This window comes from Bacillus salipaludis (genome assembly GCF_004358205.1).
This window is the reverse complement of record NZ_SMYO01000014.1, coordinates 51,359-70,358: the sequence shown is the minus strand read 5'-3', so window position 1 is coordinate 70,358 and position 19,000 is coordinate 51,359. Positions and strand designations below refer to the sequence as shown.

Genomic DNA, 19,000 nt, shown 5'->3' with positions numbered 1-19,000 from the left:
TGGTATAATTGCAGGTAGAGATTTTTTTTGAGGTGAAATTGATGTCAAACCACGTTGTACTATACCAGCCGGAGATTCCTTCTAACACCGGAAATATCGCTCGTACATGCGCTGCCACGAATACCAGTTTACATTTAATCCGCCCATTAGGCTTTTCAACAGAAGATAAAATGCTGAAGAGGGCAGGCTTGGATTATTGGGAGTTTGTGAACATTATTTATTATGATTCAATAGATGAATTTTTTGAAAAGAATGCAGGCGGTGAATTTTTTTATTTAACCAAATTTGGTGAAATCCCGCATAGCTCTTTTGACTACAGCGATCTGAACAAGGAGTATTATTTTATTTTTGGCCGGGAAACGACAGGTCTTCCTAGAGATGTCATTGCCAATAATAAGGACCGCGCGTTAAGGATTCCCATGAATCAAAATGTCCGTTCATTAAATTTATCCAATACAGCGGCTATTCTGGTATATGAAGCACTAAGGCAGCAAAACTACTCTAACCTACTTAATAAAGGACCTGCTTTAGGTCAATAAAAAAAGGCTGCCTGGCATTGGGCAGCCTTTTACATTGTCCAGCTCCAGCGCCTAGCCCCTCGAGGTTGCTTCGGTCCTGCCGATGAAGTCAAAGAACGACTTCACCGGCAGGACCTCCAGCACTTGTCGGTGCTGATCAAGGCGCTTCCGCTTTTCTATTTATTTGCGCCTGGCTTGTCGTTGTATCCTGCTGTGAAGATGGCAGCTAAGAATGTGATCATAACTAAAACTACAATAAAAGTATTCACTATGTAAACCCTCCCGCAAATTTTTTCGATTAGTCGAGCATATAGTTTTATTATAGCCTAACTTTAATAAATGAAAAGGGCTGTAACAAAAAAGATAGGGACTAAATGTCTTGGTTACGCATGTTCAAGTTCCTACGTGCATAGAGTATATTAATCGTCTCTGACTAAGCTACAGGGGGAGGGCCTTATGGATATTTTAAAAAAAATCGAGATGTTTCGTGAAGAGGAAGAAAAGCTGCGTTGGGAAGGAACTTTTGCCGATTATTTGGAGTTGTTGAAGAACAAGCCATGGGTTGCACAGTCTGCACATTCTCGAGTTTATAATATGATTAAGGATGCGGGGATTGAAGAAGAAAAAGGGACGAAGAAGTACAATTTCTTTAGTAATCAATTATTTGGATTAGAGGAAGCACTTGAACGCCTTGTGGAAGAATACTTTCATCCGGCCGCTAAAAGGCTAGATGTCAGAAAGCGTATTTTGTTGTTAATGGGCCCAGTCAGCGGCGGTAAGTCTACATTGGTAACGATGCTAAAAAGAGGATTAGAGAGTTATTCACGCTCAGATCGAGGGTCTGTCTTCGCGATTAAAGGCTGCCCGATGCACGAAGATCCATTGCATTTAATTCCCCATCATTTACGGGATGAATTTCATGAAGAATATGGGATTCGCATTGAAGGGAATTTGTCGCCATTAAACATGATGCGCCTTGAACAAGAATATGGCGGAAGAATTGAAGATGTTCAAGTGGAAAGAATCTTTTTCTCAGAGGATAAACGTACCGGTATCGGAACCTTTAGTCCATCCGATCCAAAGTCACAGGATATTGCCGATTTAACTGGAAGTATTGACTTTTCAACCATTGCAGAGTTTGGTTCCGAATCAGATCCACGGGCATACCGTTTTGACGGGGAACTAAATAAAGCTAACCGAGGAATGATGGAATTCCAAGAGATGCTAAAATGTGATGAAAAGTTTTTATGGCATCTGCTTTCGTTAACACAAGAAGGAAATTTCAAAGCGGGCAGGTTTGCGTTAATCAGTGCGGATGAATTAATTGTCGCACATACGAATGAAACGGAATACCGTTCATTTATTTCCAATAAAAAGAATGAAGCCCTTCATTCCAGGATTATCGTCATGCCAATCCCTTACAATCTTAAGGTGTCACAGGAAGAAAGAATTTATGAAAAAATGATCCGGGAAAGTGATGTGTCGAATGTTCACATTGCGCCGCATACACTAAAGGTTGCTGCAATGTTTACCATACTAACTCGATTGAAGGAACCGAAAAAAGGTGATATCGATTTAGTTAAGAAAATGCGCCTATATGATGGCGAAAGTGTTGAAGGATTTAATACAGCAGATATTGAGGAACTTAAGAAAGAGTACCAGGATGAAGGAATGAGCGGTATTGACCCACGTTATGTCATTAACCGAATTTCCTCTACAATCATTCGTAAAGAGGTACCTTCTATTAATGCCTTAGACGTATTAAGGTCGTTGAAGGATGGGCTAGACCAGCATCCGTCCATCACAGCAGAACTGCGTGAACGTTATATGAACTATATTGCAGTAGCTCGGAAAGAGTATGATAATATTGCGAAAAATGAAGTCCAAAAAGCATTTGTCTACTCCTATGAAGAGTCTGCCAAGACACTTATGGATAACTATCTGGATAATGTCGAAGCCTACTGCAATAAAGCAAAGCTTCGCGACCCATTAACTGGTGAAGAAATTAATCCAGATGAAAAACTAATGCGTTCCATTGAGGAACAAATTGGTATTTCCGAGAATGCGAAAAAAGCATTCAGGGAAGAAATCTTAATCCGTATTTCGGCCTATGCGAGAAAAGGCAAGCGGTTCGATTATAATTCCCATGACCGTCTGCGTGAAGCCATCCAGAAGAAGCTGTTTGCTGATCTTAAGGATGTTGTAAAGATAACCACATCATCGAAAACGCCGGATGAACAGCAATTGAAAAAAATCAATGATGTTGTTGCAAGGCTGATTGATGAGCATGGTTATAATTCGACATCAGCAAACGAACTATTGAGATATGTAGGAAGCTTATTAAATCGCTAACGGCTATACGGACTGGCAGAAGTAATTTTGCCAGTCTTTTTCTATCAAAATTCTTGTCCATTTTCATAGGCAAAACACCAATTGTCAAAATTATTTGTAAATTATTCGCTGTTTCTGCATAGGATAAAGTAATCAATATTTCAATTGGATTTTTACACTCGAGTTATAGTATGTGGTAGAAAAAAATGTGTGCAAAGGATTTTCAAAATTTTATAGGGAGGGGTTTTAATTGTCAGACGATAACCATCAATTTGTGATTTCTAGAGAAGATTGGTCCCTCCACCGTAAAGGCCACGATGACCAGCAGCGGCACCAGGAAAAAGTTCAAGAGGCGATTCGAAATAATCTTCCAGATCTTATCACAGAAGAAAGCATCATTATGTCAAACGGTCGAGATGTGGTAAAAATTCCGATTCGTTCACTGGACGAATATAAAATTCGTTATAATTACGACAAAAACAAACACGTGGGCCAAGGTAACGGTGACAGCCAAGTCGGGGATGTAGTAGCACGTGACGGTTCTAGCGGGCAAAAGGGTCCGGGAAAAGGGCAAGGCGCCGGCGATCAAGCTGGAGAGGACTATTTTGAGGCTGAAGTTTCGTTAATGGAATTAGAGGAAGCATTATTCAAACAGTTAGAGCTTCCAAATTTAAAGAGAAAAGAACAAGAAGAACATTTGGTTGAGAATATTGAATTTAATGATATTCGAAAAACAGGGCTAATGGGGAATATTGATAAAAAGCGGACGATGATGTCTGCATTCAAACGCAATGCGATGAGTGGGAAACCTGCATTTCATCCAATTTATAAGGATGATTTAAAATTTAAGACCTGGAATGAGGTCATTAAGCCAGATTCTAAAGCAGTGGTACTCGCGATGATGGACACAAGCGGAAGTATGGGAATTTGGGAAAAGTATATGGCACGAAGCTTTTTCTTCTGGATGACACGCTTTTTAAGAACGAAATACGAAACGGTGGAAATTGAATTTATTGCTCACCATACCGAAGCAAAGGTTGTTACGGAGGAAGATTTCTTTTCTAAAGGAGAAAGCGGTGGAACAATCTGTTCATCTGCCTATAGGAAGGCATTAGAATTAATTGATGACAAATATAGTCCAAGAAAATATAACATCTATCCATTCCATTTTTCAGACGGTGATAATCTAACATCTGATAACGCACGCTGTGTCAAATTGGTGGAGGAGTTAATGAAGGTGTCGAATATGTTTGGTTACGGCGAGGTTAATCAGTATAACCGCCACTCCACCTTAATGTCTGCTTATAAAAATATCAAGGATGAGCATTTCCGCTATTATATCCTCAAGCAAAAAGCCGATGTATTCCATGCCATGAAGAGCTTCTTCCAACAGGAAGAATCAAAATTATACGCATAACAAAAACGACAGGTGTCAGGCACCTGTCGTTTTTCCGTTATTCTATTGAGAGGATTCCGTTCTTTCCTTGCTCGGTTTGACCATGCTTTTTAACATTTAATTTTGTTAAGTTTGTAAAGATCACTGGTGTAACCGTAGATGGAACTGATTTCTTAATGAATTCTAAATCAAAATTAAGAATCGCTTGTCCCTTTGTCACTTTGTCTCCCTCATTCACGAGAACCGTAAAGCCTTCTCCTTTTAAATTTACCGTATCTAACCCAATATGGATGAGAATTTCGTAGCCTTGGTTAGAACGAATACCGATGGCATGCTTTGTAGGGAACACATTAAGGATTTCCCCGTCAACAGGAGATACAACAGATCCATTTTCTGGAATAATCCCGAAACCATCTCCCATCATTTTTTGCGAGAAAACCTGATCTGGCACTTCGGAAAGTGGAATAATTTCTCCTTTAATTGGCATAACAAAGTCTTCTTCCGTTAATTCCATCCTGCTATCCGTCATTGGAGCAGCAGAATCCGTGATAGAATCGTCAACTTGTACTTGATTCATATCCATTCTCTTCATTGCATCCGCAACAAATTCCACCTCGGTACCAACGACAACTTGCAGGTTGTTTTTATTCAATTTCATAATTCCTTTGGCTCCATGCGCTTTTAAAGAAGAATCCTTTACTTTTTCCATATCTTTAATATTTAAGCGTAAACGGGTTGTACAATTGTCAATTGAAGTGATGTTCTCTCTGCCGCCAATATCGTTAATAAAATGATAAGCCATGGTCTCATATTTGTTTCCTCCAACCGTGCTTGGAGTATCTTGATTAAGCTCGGCTGCCTCTTCATCCTCACGGCCAGGGGTTTTAATATTAAAAGCCTTAATTAATCCATAAAAAATGATGAAATAGATAATTGCGTACACTACACCAACCAATAATAACAATAATGGCTTTTGAGCAATGTTGAAGTTTAATGCATAATCAATGGCCCCTGCAGAAAAGGTAAACCCATCTTTAATTCCTAATAATGAAGTAATCCACATCGATAGGCCCGTTAAAACTGCGTGAACACCATAAAGTAATGGGGCAATAAACATAAATGAAAATTCAATTGGTTCTGTAATTCCTGTTAGAAATGAAGTCAACGCAAGCCCGATAAACATACCGGATACTGATTTTCTTTTTTCAGGCTTAGCTGCAGCAATAATCGCAAAGGCTGCTGCAGGAAGTCCAAACATCATGATGGGGAAGAATCCTGTCATATAACCGCCGGCAGTTGGATCTCCTGCAAAGAAGCGGGCAATATCCCCTGTTTTCCCCTGAAATTCTCCAAATTGGAACCAGAATAAACTGTTTAATACATGGTGAAGTCCTAATGGAATTAGTAACCGGTTTAAAAATCCAAAAAGGCCAGAACCTATTGCACCTAAACCAATAATCCAATTCCCAAGACTATTAATACCATCTTGGATAGGCGGCCAAACAAACCCGGCGATGCCTGCCAAAACCACCATCGCGACTGAGGTGATGATTGGAACAAATCTTCTGCCACTAAAGAAACCTAACCATTCTGGCAGTTTTACATCACGGAAACGATTGTAAAGAAGCCCTGCAATAATCCCGGCTAAAATCCCGCCGAGAACCCCCATATTTATATTTTTATCAATTGCTTTTGTACCTTCTGTTAATACTAAATAACCAATAGCACCTGCTAATGCGGCAGCACCATTGTTATCTTTAGCGAAACCCATTGCCACACCAATGGCAAAAATCAATGCTAAATTTGCAAAAATAGCATTACCGGCATTGGCGATAAAAGGGATGTTCAATAGATCAGGCTGTCCAAATCGGAGTAATAATCCGGCAGCTGGAAGCACCGCAATTGGAAGCATTAATGCTTTTCCGATTCTTTGTAAAAATCCTAACATATCTGTTTCTCTCCTTTGCTTTAGAAGTTATTTGTGAAAGCGTTTTTAAAATGCATTGTTATCATACCACTCGATTATTATAGATGTCTATACCAATTTAAAAATTAAAAGGGGATAATTTATTACCAAAATCTTTAATAATAAAGACGTTAACATTTATTTATAATGAATCAAGAGCGTTTAATTGGTATAGACAACTATAAGTTAAAAGTGCTAATATGAAAGTAACTTGAAAGGGGTAATGAAGATGCCTGCAAAAGTTAATCATATTTTACTAAAGGGTATTCAAATTTATACAGAAGACAAGATTATTCAAAATGGTTATATAAAAATTAAAGATCAAAAAATAGTGGAATTGGGATTAACAGATGAGCTTAAAAATGTAGAAGAATACGAAATGATAGAAATTTCATCGCAATATAAAGCCATTCCCGGTTTTATTGATGTTCATATACATGGGGTGAATGGCGCTGACGTGATGGACGCTACACCTGAAGCTTTGGAAAATATGACGGCAGCCCTTCCGAAAGAAGGCACGACCAGCTTTTTAGCTACTACCATGACACAGGAAAAAGCGGAAATAGAAACCGCATTAATCAATGCGGGAAAATTTATAGAAACACAATCGACCGAAGGAAGTGCTGAAATCCTGGGGATTCATCTTGAAGGGCCATTTGTCAATAAAAAAAGGGCGGGTGCGCAGCCGATTGAGCATATTATTGATCCGGATCTTTCTTTATTTAAGAAATGGCAGGACCTTTCAAAGGGGAATATTAAACTTGTAACGTTAGCACCTGAACGTCCCGGTGGTTTAGAACTGATACGTTATCTTAAGGAAAATGGGGTGATTGCTTCGATTGGTCATACCGATGCAGCTTATGAAGAAGTAATTACTGCCATTGATGCAGGTGCCAATCACGTCACTCATCTTTTTAATCAAATGCGCGGGCTGCACCACCGCGAGCCGGGTGTGGCGGGAGCTGCCCTTTTACGGGATGAACTAATTGCTGAAATGATTGTAGATGGAGTCCATGTCCGCCCAGAAATGATTGAACTGGCTTACAAACTAAAACGCAAAGAAGGGTTAATTTTAATCACAGACTCAATGCGGGCAAAATGTTTGAAAAACGGCCAATACGATCTTGGCGGTCAGCAGGTAAATGTACGGGATGGTAAAGCATTCCTTGATGATGGGACACTGGCGGGTAGTATTTTAAGACTCGGGGATGCTGTGAAAAATTTTCTTACATTTACAGGTTGTTCACTTGAAGACGCCATCGAAATGACTTCAGTAAACCCGGCTAAGCAACTAAATATCTATGATCGTAAAGGAAGTATTGCTGAAGGAAAAGATGCAGACATCGTAATATTAGATGATCAGTTGGAAGTTTATATGACGATATGCCGAGGAAAAGTGGCCTTTAAAAAGGAGGAAATCTAAATGAAATTTATTGAAGTAAAAAATTATCAGCAAATGAGCGAAACAGCTGCTGAATATATAATGAAAAAGGTTCTTGATAATCCTTCCATCACCCTTGGATTAGCTACTGGCGGTACACCAACTGGGACCTATCAAAACCTTATAAAAGATCATCAAAAAAATGGAACCTCCTATCAGCACGTCACGACCTTTAATCTTGATGAATATATCGGCCTTGCTGGAACAGATAAAAATAGCTACCGGTATTATATGGATGAGAATTTGTTTAACCATATTGATATTAAAAAAGCGAATACTTTTGTTCCAAAAGGTAATGGCAGGAATATTGAAGAGGAATGTAATCGTTATGAGGATTTACTAGCGGGTCACGGCGGTATTGATCTGCAGGTTCTTGGAATTGGGAGTAATGGGCATATAGGTTTTAATGAACCGGGAACATCCTTTCAATCAAAAACACATATTGTGAACCTGGCGCCTTCGACGATTGAAGCGAATGCAAGATTTTTTAATCGTCCGGAAGAAGTTCCGACACAGGCCATTACAATGGGGATTTCAACGATTATGAAGAGTAAAGAAATTCTACTATTGGTTTCTGGGGAAAGCAAAAGGGATGCTATGTACCAACTTTTGCACTCGGAATTAAATGAAAATTTCCCTGCTTCTGTACTGAAAAATCACCCATGTGTTACAATTATTGCAGATGAAGCAGCTATTTTAGATTTGAAAATTCCAATGTTGAAAGAATAGATATTCTTTCGATTGATATGGCCAAGAAAGGACGCAGTTGAGAGGAGCATGATTGATAAACATTCCCCCATTCCAATTTATTATCAACTGGAAGAACATATAAAGGATTTAATTGAAAAAGGCGAATTACAGCCGGGAGATGCGCTGCCTCCTGAAAGAGAATATGCTGAAAAATATCAAATAAGCAGGATGACGGTTAGACAAGCCTTTACACAACTGGTAAATAATGGATATTTATTTCGGTTGCAAGGTAAGGGAACATTTGTAGCGGACCGAAAAATTGAACAGGCATTGCAAGGGCTAACAAGCTTTACAGAGGATATGAAATCTAGGGGATTAAACCCGGGAAGTCAGCTGCTGTCTTTTGAGGTGATTCCTGCAACCGCCCAAATCGCTAATCAATTGGCCATAAAAGAATATGGTCCTGTATATGAAATTAAACGGATCCGTTTGGCGGATGATCTCCCCATGGCGATAGAAATCAATTATATCTCTGCTAATCTCATTAAGGGAATAACAGAGGAGATTGTCAATCGGTCACTATACGAGTATATTGAGGGCCAGTTAAACCTGCGAATTGATTATGCTACGCAGACGATTGAGTCATCGATTGCCAATCGGCTTGAGGCACCTTATTTGAAGATTTCTGCAGGTGCACCTGTCATGCTCATCCATCGAAATACATTCTTACATGACGGGACTCCAGTTGAGTTTGTAAAGTCCACCTATCGTGCAGACCGTTATAAATTTATGATCCGAATGAAACGTTAAAAATGGACAGAGGATGTAAAATCCATCTGTCCATTTCTTATTGATTTTCTGCTTTTCTATATGGCCTGATGGCAGGAAAATGAAAATGAAAGACGGTTCCGGCTTCTACTTCACTTTCTACCCGAATCCATCCGCCCATGGCCCGAACAATGCTATACACGACCATCATTCCAAGTCCGGTCCCCTTTGAACCTTTTGTAGAATAAAAGGGTTCGCCAAGCCTTTCAAGCTGTTCTTTTGTCATCCCGACACCTGTATCCTTAACAGTAACAGACACATATTCCTGGTCATATTCCGTTTTTAAGGAAAGGTATCCTCCGTTTGGCATGGACTCAATTGCATTTTTGAGGACATTAATAAAACACTGACGAAATTTCTGCTGGTCGCCTTTTATAAAACCAATGACCGAAAAGTCTGTATTAATCTCTACAGAATTTTGATTGGCTAAAGGCTGCAGTATATTTATGATTTGCTTAAGTTCACTTTTTACATTCAGTTCCTCATACGCCTCTAGGGCAGGTTTTGCAAAGGTCAGGTAATCTTGAATAACCCGTTCAGCAGAAAGTAATTCGTCCCTCACGAGTGCAAGGTACTCTCTTCTTTTATGGCGTGGCAGATAATCATCCTGCAATAACTGAACAAAGCCACTGGCTGCTGTCAGGGGATTGCGAATTTCATGAGATATTGCCGCCCCCATTTGTTCGACTGCCTTTAATTTCTCTGTTTTAATCAATTGCAGACGCATTTGGTTATTTTTTTTAACAAATTCAATTGCATACGAAACAATAGCTATTCCTAGCGGAGGAATCACTAAGAAGGCAAACCAGGCGTCAATCCAATTAGTATAGGGATGGAATAGTTCCATTCCGCCAATCGTAAGGATACCAAGGATCATCCCTAGTAACACAGCAATAAGGATTCGTCTTGAAGAACTCTGCTTCCAATACCAGGGAGTTATGAGCCAAAATACAATGGCAAGTGGACCATAGAGTATGGAAGTTTCCAATAAACCGATATCCCATCCGTAAAAACTTCTAATGATTAATAAAGCTAAAACAAGGATTGGACCCATTCCAAGATACAAACCGCCAATCACTAAAGGGATAATTCTTAGATCATAGTGGGAAAACGGTACTGGATTATAGGAAAGTTGAACACAAACCCATATTAAGCCCGTGAATAAAAAAATCAAGATAGGTTTTAAGGTAAGTAGTTTTTTATATTTATCAAAACATATCAAGTAAAAAAACAGGAGAATTATTAAAATGGAAAGGTTTAGGAAGAGATGTTTAGTAATTTCCATTCATTTCACCGTCCAAAAATAGCTGATAGGAAAATTTTACAGGTTATTTCCCAAAGATTCAACAAATTCATGCAAAATTTTCTAAATTTTGTGATTTTACCCCGTGAAAAAAGGCTGGTGAACCAGCCTTCCAGGCTTTTTATGATTGAACAGATGAAATTCTATTTCTTCCATTAGTTTTTGATAAGTAGAGAGATTGATCGGCCAATTGGATGATTTTCTCCCTGTCTAAGGAAGTTTTAGGAAACATTGTAGCAGTCCCAATACTTAATGTAACAATATCCGATATTTTTGAGCTAATATGAGGAATTTTAAGCGATTGAATTGCTTTTTGAATTTTTTCTGCCATTTGAATTCCTTCATTCTGCTCTGCGAAGGGTAAAACAAGGGCAAACTCTTCTCCTCCATAACGGCAAAAGGTGTAGGAAGTGTTCATATAAATTAAGTTCTTTATCGCATCGGCTATGGATTGAAGACAGCGGTCTCCTTCTAGATGGCCGTACGTATCATTGTATTTTTTAAAATAATCTATATCGAACATTAGCAAGGTTAGCGGAGAGTTTGTGGAAGATAAATTTGCCCACTCCTTTTCAAGGGTTTGATCAAAATATCTTCGATTGGAAATACCTGTAAGGCCATCAATATAGGAAAGTTGGTTCAATAGGCTATTGGCCTCTTTAAGATGTTGCTCGGCCTCATTTGATTTAGTGATAAAGACTACTAAATGATAGGAAAAAATACCGCCAATTAACGAAATAACGTAATGGTACGCCAATATATTTGTTAGTACAACGCGATCTTGAATAGTAATAAAGAGAATGATTGAGATTATGATTAAGCCCATAAGATTCATGAGGAAGGCTTTTATGATAGGTTTATATCTAAACTTCGAAATCCCTCCGCAAATTAGCCCTGTTAGGATGACTCCGGAGGATGCCAGGATGGAAGTATTATTAAATCCAAAGAATAAAATCCTTCCCAATCCGATTAGAATGGATGCGACCATTGCAGGGATAAAACCCCCAAAGGCCCCGGCTGTTACAATTGCCAAATGCCGTAAGTCAGCAATGGTTGTTACATTTATATGGATGCTGTAGATCATTAAGATATTTCCAAGGATTCCAAAACTTAATCCCCAGTAAAATTTGACCGATAGGGGAGAGGAAAGGTGTAATGGTTTATCTTTGAATAATTGTCCCATAATAGAAAAGGAAGCAATTAAAATTGCTGCATTTGAAACAAAATCTTTTAACATTTTATGGTTCTCCTGTAATAAAACGTTTCTAATATAATGATAAAGTAAAAATTTACATCTTATCAATTATACTATGGATTAACGAAATGTTAAATTTTTGTTGAAAAATGTAAATGAAAAAGCTTCCCATTATTTTTGGGAAGCTTTTTCGTCACTCACTATTTTGTGTTGTGTTAAAAAAATCTCGTTTTTTATTGGTACTTTCTTTCTTGCGATTTCCCATTTTCCCATCTGATTCATAGGTTAAAGTTTTATCTTGTTTTTTATGTGTTTCCAACTTAACCCCTCCTTATATTTTTATAGTATACCTATCTGTAGGTTTAATTCATGAAAGTGGATTTTTTTAAACATTTATTATTTGGAAAAATTATAAATTGCGGAGAATGTAAATCCCGACTCTGACGGTTTGATTTTTCATCCTTATATGACGGGAGAGCGGGCTCCGATTTGGGTGATTGGTGAGCCTAGAAGTATTCAGGCAACTGGAGGGTTTGCTAGGTCTGAACTTTGGCGGCAAATGATGGCGGATATTTTCAATCAAGAGGTAAATATTCCGGAAAGCTTTGAAAGCTCCTGTCTTGGTGCAGCCATCCTCGGCTTGTACAGTTTAGGGGAGATTGATTCCTTAAATGTAGTCGCTGAAATGGTTGGAGCTACCAACCACCATAAACCAATTGAAGAAAACGTGAGAGTGTATCAAGAGATTATCCCCATCTATATTCGATTATCTAGACTCTTTAAAGAAGAATATGAAAACATCTCCAATTTTCGAAAAAAGTGGGCTGAATAAAGAAAAAGGGCTGCCAGTAATGGCAGCCTTATTTATTTATGCCCATTTTACTTCCGTAACTAATTGTTGTCTAAAAAGTTCAATGATAAAGTCATTATAAAAATCTTTTCTAACAATAATTTGATATCTTTGGTTTGTGTGAGCGTATACAAGAATATCTGTTAAGACCTTATTTTCATTAAAAATTTCTCGAATTTTATATACTTGTTGTTTTATATCCATACCTAAGCTGTTGATATTAAATTCAATGTCATCGTCATTTGCTGTCTCATTTAAGTCCAGAAGCTTTTCATCATACGAATAAATTATTTTCATCTTTTTTAGCTCCTTATACTAAATATCGTAAATAAATGTAAACGGTACAAATGATAATGGAGAGAATCATTAGTGGAAAAGCAATCAATAGAAATTTTCCAAAGGAAATATGATGCCCTTCTTTTGCAGCCAATCCTGCAACAATCACGTTAGCGCTAGCGCCAATTAGAGTTCCGTTACCTCCAAGACAGGCTCCAAGTGACAGGCTCCACCAAAGTGGTTCCAGATTATCAATTCCAAGCGACCCCATGTCTTTAATCATCGGAATCATGGTTGCCACAAAAGGAATATTGTCAATAAAAGCCGATGCAATTGCGCTGACCCATAAAATTAAAATAGAGGATGAAGCCACATTACCGCCGGTAAGATGTACGGAGTAATCGGCTAAAAGGGAAATAACTCCTGTTTCAATTAATCCTGAAACAAGGACGAACAGCCCGATAAAGAAAAAAATAGTCAACCACTCAACCTTAAAAAATGCTTTTTCCAAATGTCTTTCCCCGGTTAATAATAGCAAAAGGAAAGCTCCCGCTAAGGCAACGGATGCTGATTCCAAATGGAATAACTGGTGCAAAAAGAAGCCTAAAATGGTAAAGGCAAGGGCAATAAGAGATTTTACCAATAGCTTTTTATCGGTAATTTCTTGTTTTTCATCCAAATCCATTAAATTCGCTTTTAATTCCGGAGTAGTCTTCAGCTGCTTTCGATATATAAAAGCAAGAATCACCACGTTGACAATCAAAATAAAAAAGGAAATAGCCGTTAGATTGTAGATGAATTCCATAAAGGTAAGTTCCTTTACGGCACTGCCAATCATAATATTCGGAGGGTCCCCAATCAGTGTAGATGTTCCGCCTACATTGGATGCAATAATTTCAGTAATTAAATAGGGAATGGGATTTACCTTTAATTGTCTTGTAATACTGAAAGTGACTGGAACCATTAACAGCACCGTAGTGACATTATCCAAAAAAGCTGAACCAAGTGCCGTAATGATTCCTAAAGCTACGAGAAGTTTGATGGGATCTCCCTTGACCTTTTTTGCTGCGAAGATGGCAATATAATTAAATAGGCCCGTCTCGGATGTGATGGCGACAATAATCATCATCCCTGTCAGTAAACCAAGTGTATTAAAATCAATATGATGTAGGGCTTTTTCTTGATTTACAATTCCAAGTAGTACCATCATGATTCCACCGGCCATAGCAATAATGGTTCGATGGATTTTTTCTGTAACGATAAATGCGTATGTAATTAAAAATACACCTATCGCAATGATTGCTTGTGTTGACATTTTTTCCCCTCTTTCCGTATGTATTTCCTAAAAAAAGCAAAAAGGAGCCTGTGTTGACAGACTCCCCCAAAAAACAAGCTTATTTATTTACTTTTTTATTATAGTAGAGCGGGGAATAGGCTGTAAAGAGAATTATTTTCAATTATCAAAACTTGGCCGGCTAAAGGCCAAGTTTTTTAATAAATTCAACAGTTTCTTGATGGTCATTTTTAATTCGTTTTAATAATGTTTTATCCGTTTTCACAAGTGAGTCTCCATTTTCATCTGCAATCGCTCTTGTAGTGGAACTGCTTTGTAAAACCACCCATTTTCCCGCTATTTTTTTTAACTTAAGATCGATCATCCCCAGCCTGCTTCCAAATGCGCCTGCCATCACAACCGGCTTCATATTGATTTTTCCCGTTTCTAAATTTGTATTGGGCATAAAAGAATAGGCAGGTCCTGGGAAAATACCGTGCGAATGCCCAGCGAGGATGGCATCAATTCCGGGAATTTTCGTAAGGTAATAAACAGCATTTTCGGTATCAGGATGATAGGGTTCATTGCTTATCCCTGTGTGGGCAAGAGCAATAATGAGGTCAGCTCCTTCTGCTTTCATCTTCGGAATAAATGCTTTGGCTGTATCCACAATCGGTTGGGCAAACACCTTTCCTTCAAGGTTTGTTTTATCCCATTTCATGATTTGAGTTGGCATAAAGCCAATAACGCCAATTTTAATTGCGTGAGGTATTCCCTTTTCATCGAGAACCTCCTTATTTAAAATGACATAGGGTTTAAAAAAAGGTTTTTGCTTTTTTACGGAGTACACATTTGCATTCACGTAGGGCATTTTCAGTCCTTTTAACGCGTCTTTGATAAAGGGGAGTCCGTAATTAAATTCATGGTTTCCGATGGTAATTGCATCATAATGCAAATAATTAAAGGCACGGTATACAGGATGGATTTTTCCCTTATGAAGTCCTCTTACACGTACCAAATATTCACCGAGAGGGTTGCCCTTTAAATGGTCGCCATTGTCAAACAACAGGGAGTTTTTCACTTCTCTCCTAGCCTGTTTGATTAGCGTTGCCGTTTTAACAAGCCCGATTCGGTTGTCCACTTTCGTCTGGTAATAATCATAATTCACTAGAGAGGCATGCAGATCTGTCGTCTCAAGAATCCGTAACTGAACCATTTCACTCGTATTGGACCCGCTCTCTACAGCAAAGGATGGTGTAGGGGAGGATTGCCAAATAAGCATGAGAGTCAGCAATAGCAGGATAAGTCTTTTAGAACTTCTCAAAACAATCTCCTCCAAAAGTTTAGTATTTTTAGTATTTGTTTAAAAGAAGGTTGTATGAGTTTTTAATGGTTAAATATAATTAGACAGAAAATTGTCATAAACATATGAATAAAAAGTGAAAAAATGTGATTTTCCCCTTTTACGCGGTTATATTTAACTATAATGGAGGTATCCAAAGCGGGAGGTAATGAAAATGAATATAACAACCATCATTGAATTAGAAAACAACGAAGTAGAAGCAATAACGGGAGCCCAGCTAGTATTTGCTCAAGAAAAAATTGATGAAAATATCATTGAGACCTGTGTTGAATGTTTTCAAGTAAATGATTCTGACGATAAGCTCTCAACAGAAGAAGCAATGCAGAAGGTATTTGATCAATTAAAAACAGAAGGGGTTATCCCTTCAAAGGTGGTGGATTTTTCCTTCGAAATGCCGTCATGTGAAAGATTAAAGAGTAAATCGCAAGATGCGAAATATCCTCCGCAAAAAGTAGTTCTTTCATATATGTCATAAAAGGGGTTCTTTGAACTCCTTTTTATTTTTTTCTTTTTCTGTGTTAAACGAGGTTGTTGATTTCCGCTTCAGGATGCTCGCTTTCCGCGGGGCGGGCGGTGAGCCTCCTCGGCGCTTAAGCGCCTGTGGGGTCTCACCTGTCCCGCTGCTCCCGCAGGACATTGAATTACATCCTTGAATCCGCCCACGCACGAAGAAAATGCGATAGCATTTTCGAGGAGTCTCGCACCTTCCGCTCCAATCAACTTTGTTTAAAAATCAACATTGTTCTTTAACAAAGCCTTTTCTTTTATTTGAACATATTAAACGGTGTGATTTCAGTCACTTAAATGAAAATGGTTTTCAATTAAAATGAAATTAGTTACATTAAGGAGGTAATTATAGTGGAAAAGAATTCAGTAGAAGCCTTTATGGAATATAGCGAAGAAAGATTTACAAAAAGGGTGATCTATAAAAAGGGAGAAACGACAGCCTTTGTTTTAAACTTTCTACCTGGACAGGAACTTCCAGTCCATAAGCATCCGGGAACGGAGGTTTACTTATATGTGATAACAGGGGCTGGAACGCTCGTCATTGATGGTGAGGAAACGGATGTTACCAAAGCAGATCTTATCCATGTAAGCAGTGATGAAGAAATGTCCTTTGAAAATAATGGGAATGAAACTGTCAGCCTACATGTAGTCTTAAGCAAATTTCCAAGTGATCAATACGCGAAAAATATTTAATAAAACAGAGCCAGCCGATTTTCAGGCTGGCCTTTTTTGATTTTTACGAAGCTGTTTATTTTTATACCCAAAAAACCACCAGTTCCAATCACCAAGCAGCTTCATTAAAGCCGGTACAAGGACCATTCTCACTATGGTAGCATCAATAAAAATCGCAATTGCAATCCCGACACCCAATTGTTTGATCGGCATAACACCTGTAAAGGCAAATGCACCGGTTACAACAATCATAATAGCAGCGGCAGAAGTAATAATTTTACTCGTATACGTTAACCCGGCTATGGTTGCCACGCTGTTATCGCCTGTTTTTAAATAAAACTCCTGAATCCTTGAAATCAAAAATACCTCATAATCCATGGATAAACCAAATACGAGCGTAAAAACGAATACAGGTAAAATTAAAGCAATATCCACCGGTTTTAATCCGAAATGTCCCTGTTGGAATATCCAAACCACAATGCCGAATGTACATCCCAAGCTTAAAACATTCATCAAAATAGCCTTTAAAGGGATAAGAATCGAGCGAAAGGCTGCCATTAGAATCAAAAAGGTGGATGAAAAAATTAACAATAAGCCGTAGGGAGCCTTTATGAAAATTTCATCAAATATTTCTTGCTCAAATTTTATCGTGCCTCCAAAGGAAGCCTTGATTCCTAAATCCCGTTTAGACCAAGAATCAACCCATTCCCTGGCTTTTGCGGAATGCTCACCGGTGTTTAAAAAAACTTCCAGACGCATTTTATTTCCGCTTAAATAATAATCCTTTACTGGTATAACCTTTTGTTTTGGTCCGTATTTCAAAAATTGATCTAACTGTTCAGCATGTTTCATTCCCGTAATGGAAAAAGGAGAATTGATTGTATGGACTAATGAGTCCTTTTGTATTTTATTAACGACTTTTTCTGCCATGATTAAGTTTTCTTTATTTAGAAAATCATTCTTCGATTCAAGGACTACCGTTACTTTTTTCTCCTCCCGCTTGTTCTTCGGGATAAAATGGTCGCGAAACACTTCATACGCCATTCTCGAAGGATAGTTTGACGGCAGGGAATCTGTGCCAGGAATGGTTAGAACCATTTGTCTTACTGGAATTAGACCAACCAGCAAAATCGCAAGGGCTACTATGGTTAAAAAAATAGGATGATTCATGACAAACTTCGCAAACCGATGCCAAATGCTTGTTTGATTTTCCGCAATCTTTATAAGGCTAAATTTATTAATTCCATTCCCAATGACAGATAGGAGGGCAGGAAGAAAGGTTAACGCACAAAATACAGAAATAAACACAACCGTCATTCCACCGAGAGCCACATTTTGAAAGATATCGATTTGAATGAACCAAAGTCCTGACAAACCAATAAACACACAAAGTCCTGAAAAAATGATCGAACGGCCGGCGGTTGCAACAGTGATTTTAACGGCCTCCGGTACGGAATTCCGCTGCAGCTCCTCTTTATAGCGATTGATAAAAAGTAATGCAAAATCAATACTTAAGGCGAGTCCAATCATTGGAATAATATTTAAAATGAAAATGGTCAAATCTGCTCCGTAGCTAAAGAAAAAAACCGTCCCCATCGTTATTAAAATGGACACAACACCTATAATGAGCGGTGTAGCAGCAGCAACCAATCCACCGAAAGCAAGGATCAAGACAAGTAAAGTGATGGGAAGTCCGATCATTTCTGCCTTAGCAAGGTCCTCTTGGCTTGCAGTATTCAAATCTTTCACAATAACGGGTTCACCCGTAATGGTTACCTTTAGACCCTTTCGATTTTTTAGTTTTTGCTTTAATTGGACAATTTCTTTTCCAAGAGCTTCGGCTTTTTTTTGAAAGGTGATCAGCCCGTAAGCATAATTTTCTTTTACCATTCCTTCTTGTTCATAGGGGGAGATGATTTCTTTTGCCCCATCAAAGTTTTTTAGGTTTATGAATGTTTCCTTTATAAATGATTTCCAGTCTTGGTCACTAATCGATTTCTCGCGTTGAAACACAAGGATAATCGAGGATTTAGGCTGTCCAAAATCTCTTTCAAGAATCTCTCTAGTTTTGTTGTATTCCCCGTTATATTCAAAACCATTGCCACTTAATACGGATGGCAATTTCGTTGCGAAAAAGCCTAATACAATAATGGCAAAAAACCAGGTGAAAAGGACAAGCTTTCGGTGTCGATAAATGAAACTGCCAAGCTTATTCATAATCATTTGCCCCCTTTGATTTACTTTTCCCCAAAAATGAACTGTTAAAAGAGACAAGAAATGTAATTGTATAAAATAATGTTCATTTTAGTTTTTACAAATGTTCATTTATCTGCTATAGTTACAGAGTGAACAAAGAATATTAATTTGCATTTATTTAAATAAGGGGGAAGG

16 protein-coding genes and 1 pseudogene are annotated in these 19,000 nt (G+C 38.2%); 9 read left to right on the top strand and 8 right to left on the bottom strand.

The window, feature by feature from the left end; genetic code table 11:
• The first annotated feature begins 41 nt into the window (after positions 1–41).
• The 3 genes from trmL (at position 42) to yhbH (ending at position 4,266) form a co-directional block, all read left to right on the top strand.
• Positions 42–539, top strand: coding sequence for a tRNA (uridine(34)/cytosine(34)/5-carboxymethylaminomethyluridine(34)-2'-O)-methyltransferase TrmL (gene trmL, locus E2K98_RS23575; RefSeq protein ID WP_133338552.1), 498 nt, complete (start codon positions 42–44; stop codon positions 537–539).
• Positions 540–974: 435 nt separating this feature from the next.
• Positions 975–2,870, top strand: a complete 1,896-nt coding sequence (locus tag E2K98_RS23570; protein ID WP_133338550.1) for a PrkA family serine protein kinase — start codon at positions 975–977, stop codon at positions 2,868–2,870.
• Positions 2,871–3,099: 229 nt separating this feature from the next.
• Complete coding sequence (gene yhbH / locus E2K98_RS23565) at positions 3,100–4,266, top strand: sporulation protein YhbH (protein WP_026574369.1); 1,167 nt, start codon at positions 3,100–3,102, stop codon at positions 4,264–4,266.
• 37 nt (positions 4,267–4,303) lie between these two features.
• On the opposite strand, the gene nagE is transcribed toward yhbH, so the two are convergent.
• The gene (gene nagE / locus E2K98_RS23560; protein ID WP_133338548.1) at positions 4,304–6,193 is read right to left on the bottom strand and encodes an N-acetylglucosamine-specific PTS transporter subunit IIBC; all 1,890 of its coding nucleotides are present in this window, start codon (positions 6,191–6,193) and stop codon (positions 4,304–4,306) included.
• Positions 6,194–6,440: 247 nt separating this feature from the next.
• On the opposite strand from nagE, the gene nagA reads away from it, so the two are divergent.
• From nagA to E2K98_RS23545, 3 genes are read left to right on the top strand one after another with little or no spacing between them, the layout of a single operon-like run.
• Positions 6,441–7,634, top strand: a complete 1,194-nt coding sequence (nagA, locus tag E2K98_RS23555) for an N-acetylglucosamine-6-phosphate deacetylase (protein ID WP_133338546.1) — start codon at positions 6,441–6,443, stop codon at positions 7,632–7,634.
• Positions 7,635–8,381 (top strand): glucosamine-6-phosphate deaminase, encoded by a 747-nt coding sequence (nagB, locus tag E2K98_RS23550; RefSeq protein WP_133338544.1) that lies wholly within the window; start codon positions 7,635–7,637, stop codon positions 8,379–8,381.
• 48 nt (positions 8,382–8,429) lie between these two features.
• Complete coding sequence (locus E2K98_RS23545) at positions 8,430–9,152, top strand: GntR family transcriptional regulator (protein ID WP_133338542.1); 723 nt, start codon at positions 8,430–8,432, stop codon at positions 9,150–9,152.
• Positions 9,153–9,189: 37 nt separating this feature from the next.
• Here the strand turns inward: E2K98_RS23545 and E2K98_RS23540 are convergent, their stop codons facing one another.
• From E2K98_RS23540 to E2K98_RS32125, 3 genes are all read right to left on the bottom strand, one after another.
• Positions 9,190–10,455 (bottom strand): sensor histidine kinase, encoded by a 1,266-nt coding sequence (locus tag E2K98_RS23540; protein WP_133338540.1) that lies wholly within the window; start codon positions 10,453–10,455, stop codon positions 9,190–9,192.
• A 139-nt stretch (positions 10,456–10,594) separates the two neighbouring features.
• The gene (locus E2K98_RS23535) at positions 10,595–11,710 is read right to left on the bottom strand and encodes a GGDEF domain-containing protein (RefSeq protein ID WP_133338538.1); all 1,116 of its coding nucleotides are present in this window, start codon (positions 11,708–11,710) and stop codon (positions 10,595–10,597) included.
• Positions 11,711–11,861: 151 nt separating this feature from the next.
• On the bottom strand, positions 11,862–11,987 hold the full coding sequence (locus tag E2K98_RS32125) for a hypothetical protein (RefSeq protein ID WP_268884131.1): 126 nt from the start codon (positions 11,985–11,987) through the stop codon (positions 11,862–11,864).
• Between the two features lie 96 nt (positions 11,988–12,083).
• Here E2K98_RS32125 and E2K98_RS23530 point away from each other — a divergent pair.
• Positions 12,084–12,500, top strand: a pseudogene (locus tag E2K98_RS23530) (FGGY-family carbohydrate kinase); the annotation flags it as partial.
• A gap of 36 nt (positions 12,501–12,536) precedes the next feature.
• Here E2K98_RS23530 and E2K98_RS23525 read toward each other — a convergent pair.
• The 3 genes from E2K98_RS23525 to E2K98_RS23515 form a co-directional block, all read right to left on the bottom strand.
• Positions 12,537–12,815, bottom strand: a complete 279-nt coding sequence (locus E2K98_RS23525; protein WP_133338536.1) for a hypothetical protein — start codon at positions 12,813–12,815, stop codon at positions 12,537–12,539.
• 13 nt (positions 12,816–12,828) lie between these two features.
• Positions 12,829–14,109, bottom strand: coding sequence for an ArsB/NhaD family transporter (locus tag E2K98_RS23520; RefSeq protein ID WP_133338534.1), 1,281 nt, complete (start codon positions 14,107–14,109; stop codon positions 12,829–12,831).
• 160 nt (positions 14,110–14,269) lie between these two features.
• A complete protein-coding gene (locus tag E2K98_RS23515; protein WP_133338532.1) occupies positions 14,270–15,391 on the bottom strand; it encodes a metallophosphoesterase in 1,122 nt (373 codons plus the stop codon).
• Positions 15,392–15,584: 193 nt separating this feature from the next.
• On the opposite strand from E2K98_RS23515, the gene E2K98_RS23510 reads away from it, so the two are divergent.
• On the top strand, positions 15,585–15,905 hold the full coding sequence (locus tag E2K98_RS23510; RefSeq protein WP_133338530.1) for a hypothetical protein: 321 nt from the start codon (positions 15,585–15,587) through the stop codon (positions 15,903–15,905).
• 383 nt (positions 15,906–16,288) lie between these two features.
• A complete protein-coding gene (locus tag E2K98_RS23505) occupies positions 16,289–16,630 on the top strand; it encodes a cupin domain-containing protein (protein WP_133338528.1) in 342 nt (113 codons plus the stop codon).
• 21 nt (positions 16,631–16,651) lie between these two features.
• Here the strand turns inward: E2K98_RS23505 and E2K98_RS23500 are convergent, their stop codons facing one another.
• The gene (locus tag E2K98_RS23500) at positions 16,652–18,826 is read right to left on the bottom strand and encodes an MMPL family transporter (protein WP_133338526.1); all 2,175 of its coding nucleotides are present in this window, start codon (positions 18,824–18,826) and stop codon (positions 16,652–16,654) included.
• Positions 18,827–19,000 lie beyond the last annotated feature (174 nt).

What these genes read in the sequence shown, in the direction of transcription:
- trmL (WP_133338552.1), top strand. Translation starts at nt 42, where the DNA reads ATGTCAAACCACGTTGTACTATACCAGCCGGAGATTCCTTCTAACACC.
- E2K98_RS23570 (WP_133338550.1), top strand. Translation starts at nt 975, where the DNA reads ATGGATATTTTAAAAAAAATCGAGATGTTTCGTGAAGAGGAAGAAAAG.
- nagE (WP_133338548.1), bottom strand. Translation starts at nt 6,193, where the DNA reads ATGTTAGGATTTTTACAAAGAATCGGAAAAGCATTAATGCTTCCAATT.
- nagA (WP_133338546.1), top strand. Translation starts at nt 6,441, where the DNA reads ATGCCTGCAAAAGTTAATCATATTTTACTAAAGGGTATTCAAATTTAT.
- nagB (WP_133338544.1), top strand. Translation starts at nt 7,635, where the DNA reads ATGAAATTTATTGAAGTAAAAAATTATCAGCAAATGAGCGAAACAGCT.
- E2K98_RS23545 (WP_133338542.1), top strand. Translation starts at nt 8,430, where the DNA reads ATGATTGATAAACATTCCCCCATTCCAATTTATTATCAACTGGAAGAA.
- E2K98_RS23540 (WP_133338540.1), bottom strand. Translation starts at nt 10,455, where the DNA reads ATGGAAATTACTAAACATCTCTTCCTAAACCTTTCCATTTTAATAATT.
- E2K98_RS23535 (WP_133338538.1), bottom strand. Translation starts at nt 11,710, where the DNA reads ATGTTAAAAGATTTTGTTTCAAATGCAGCAATTTTAATTGCTTCCTTT.
- E2K98_RS23525 (WP_133338536.1), bottom strand. Translation starts at nt 12,815, where the DNA reads ATGAAAATAATTTATTCGTATGATGAAAAGCTTCTGGACTTAAATGAG.
- E2K98_RS23520 (WP_133338534.1), bottom strand. Translation starts at nt 14,109, where the DNA reads ATGTCAACACAAGCAATCATTGCGATAGGTGTATTTTTAATTACATAC.
- E2K98_RS23510 (WP_133338530.1), top strand. Translation starts at nt 15,585, where the DNA reads ATGAATATAACAACCATCATTGAATTAGAAAACAACGAAGTAGAAGCA.
- E2K98_RS23500 (WP_133338526.1), bottom strand. Translation starts at nt 18,826, where the DNA reads ATGAATAAGCTTGGCAGTTTCATTTATCGACACCGAAAGCTTGTCCTT.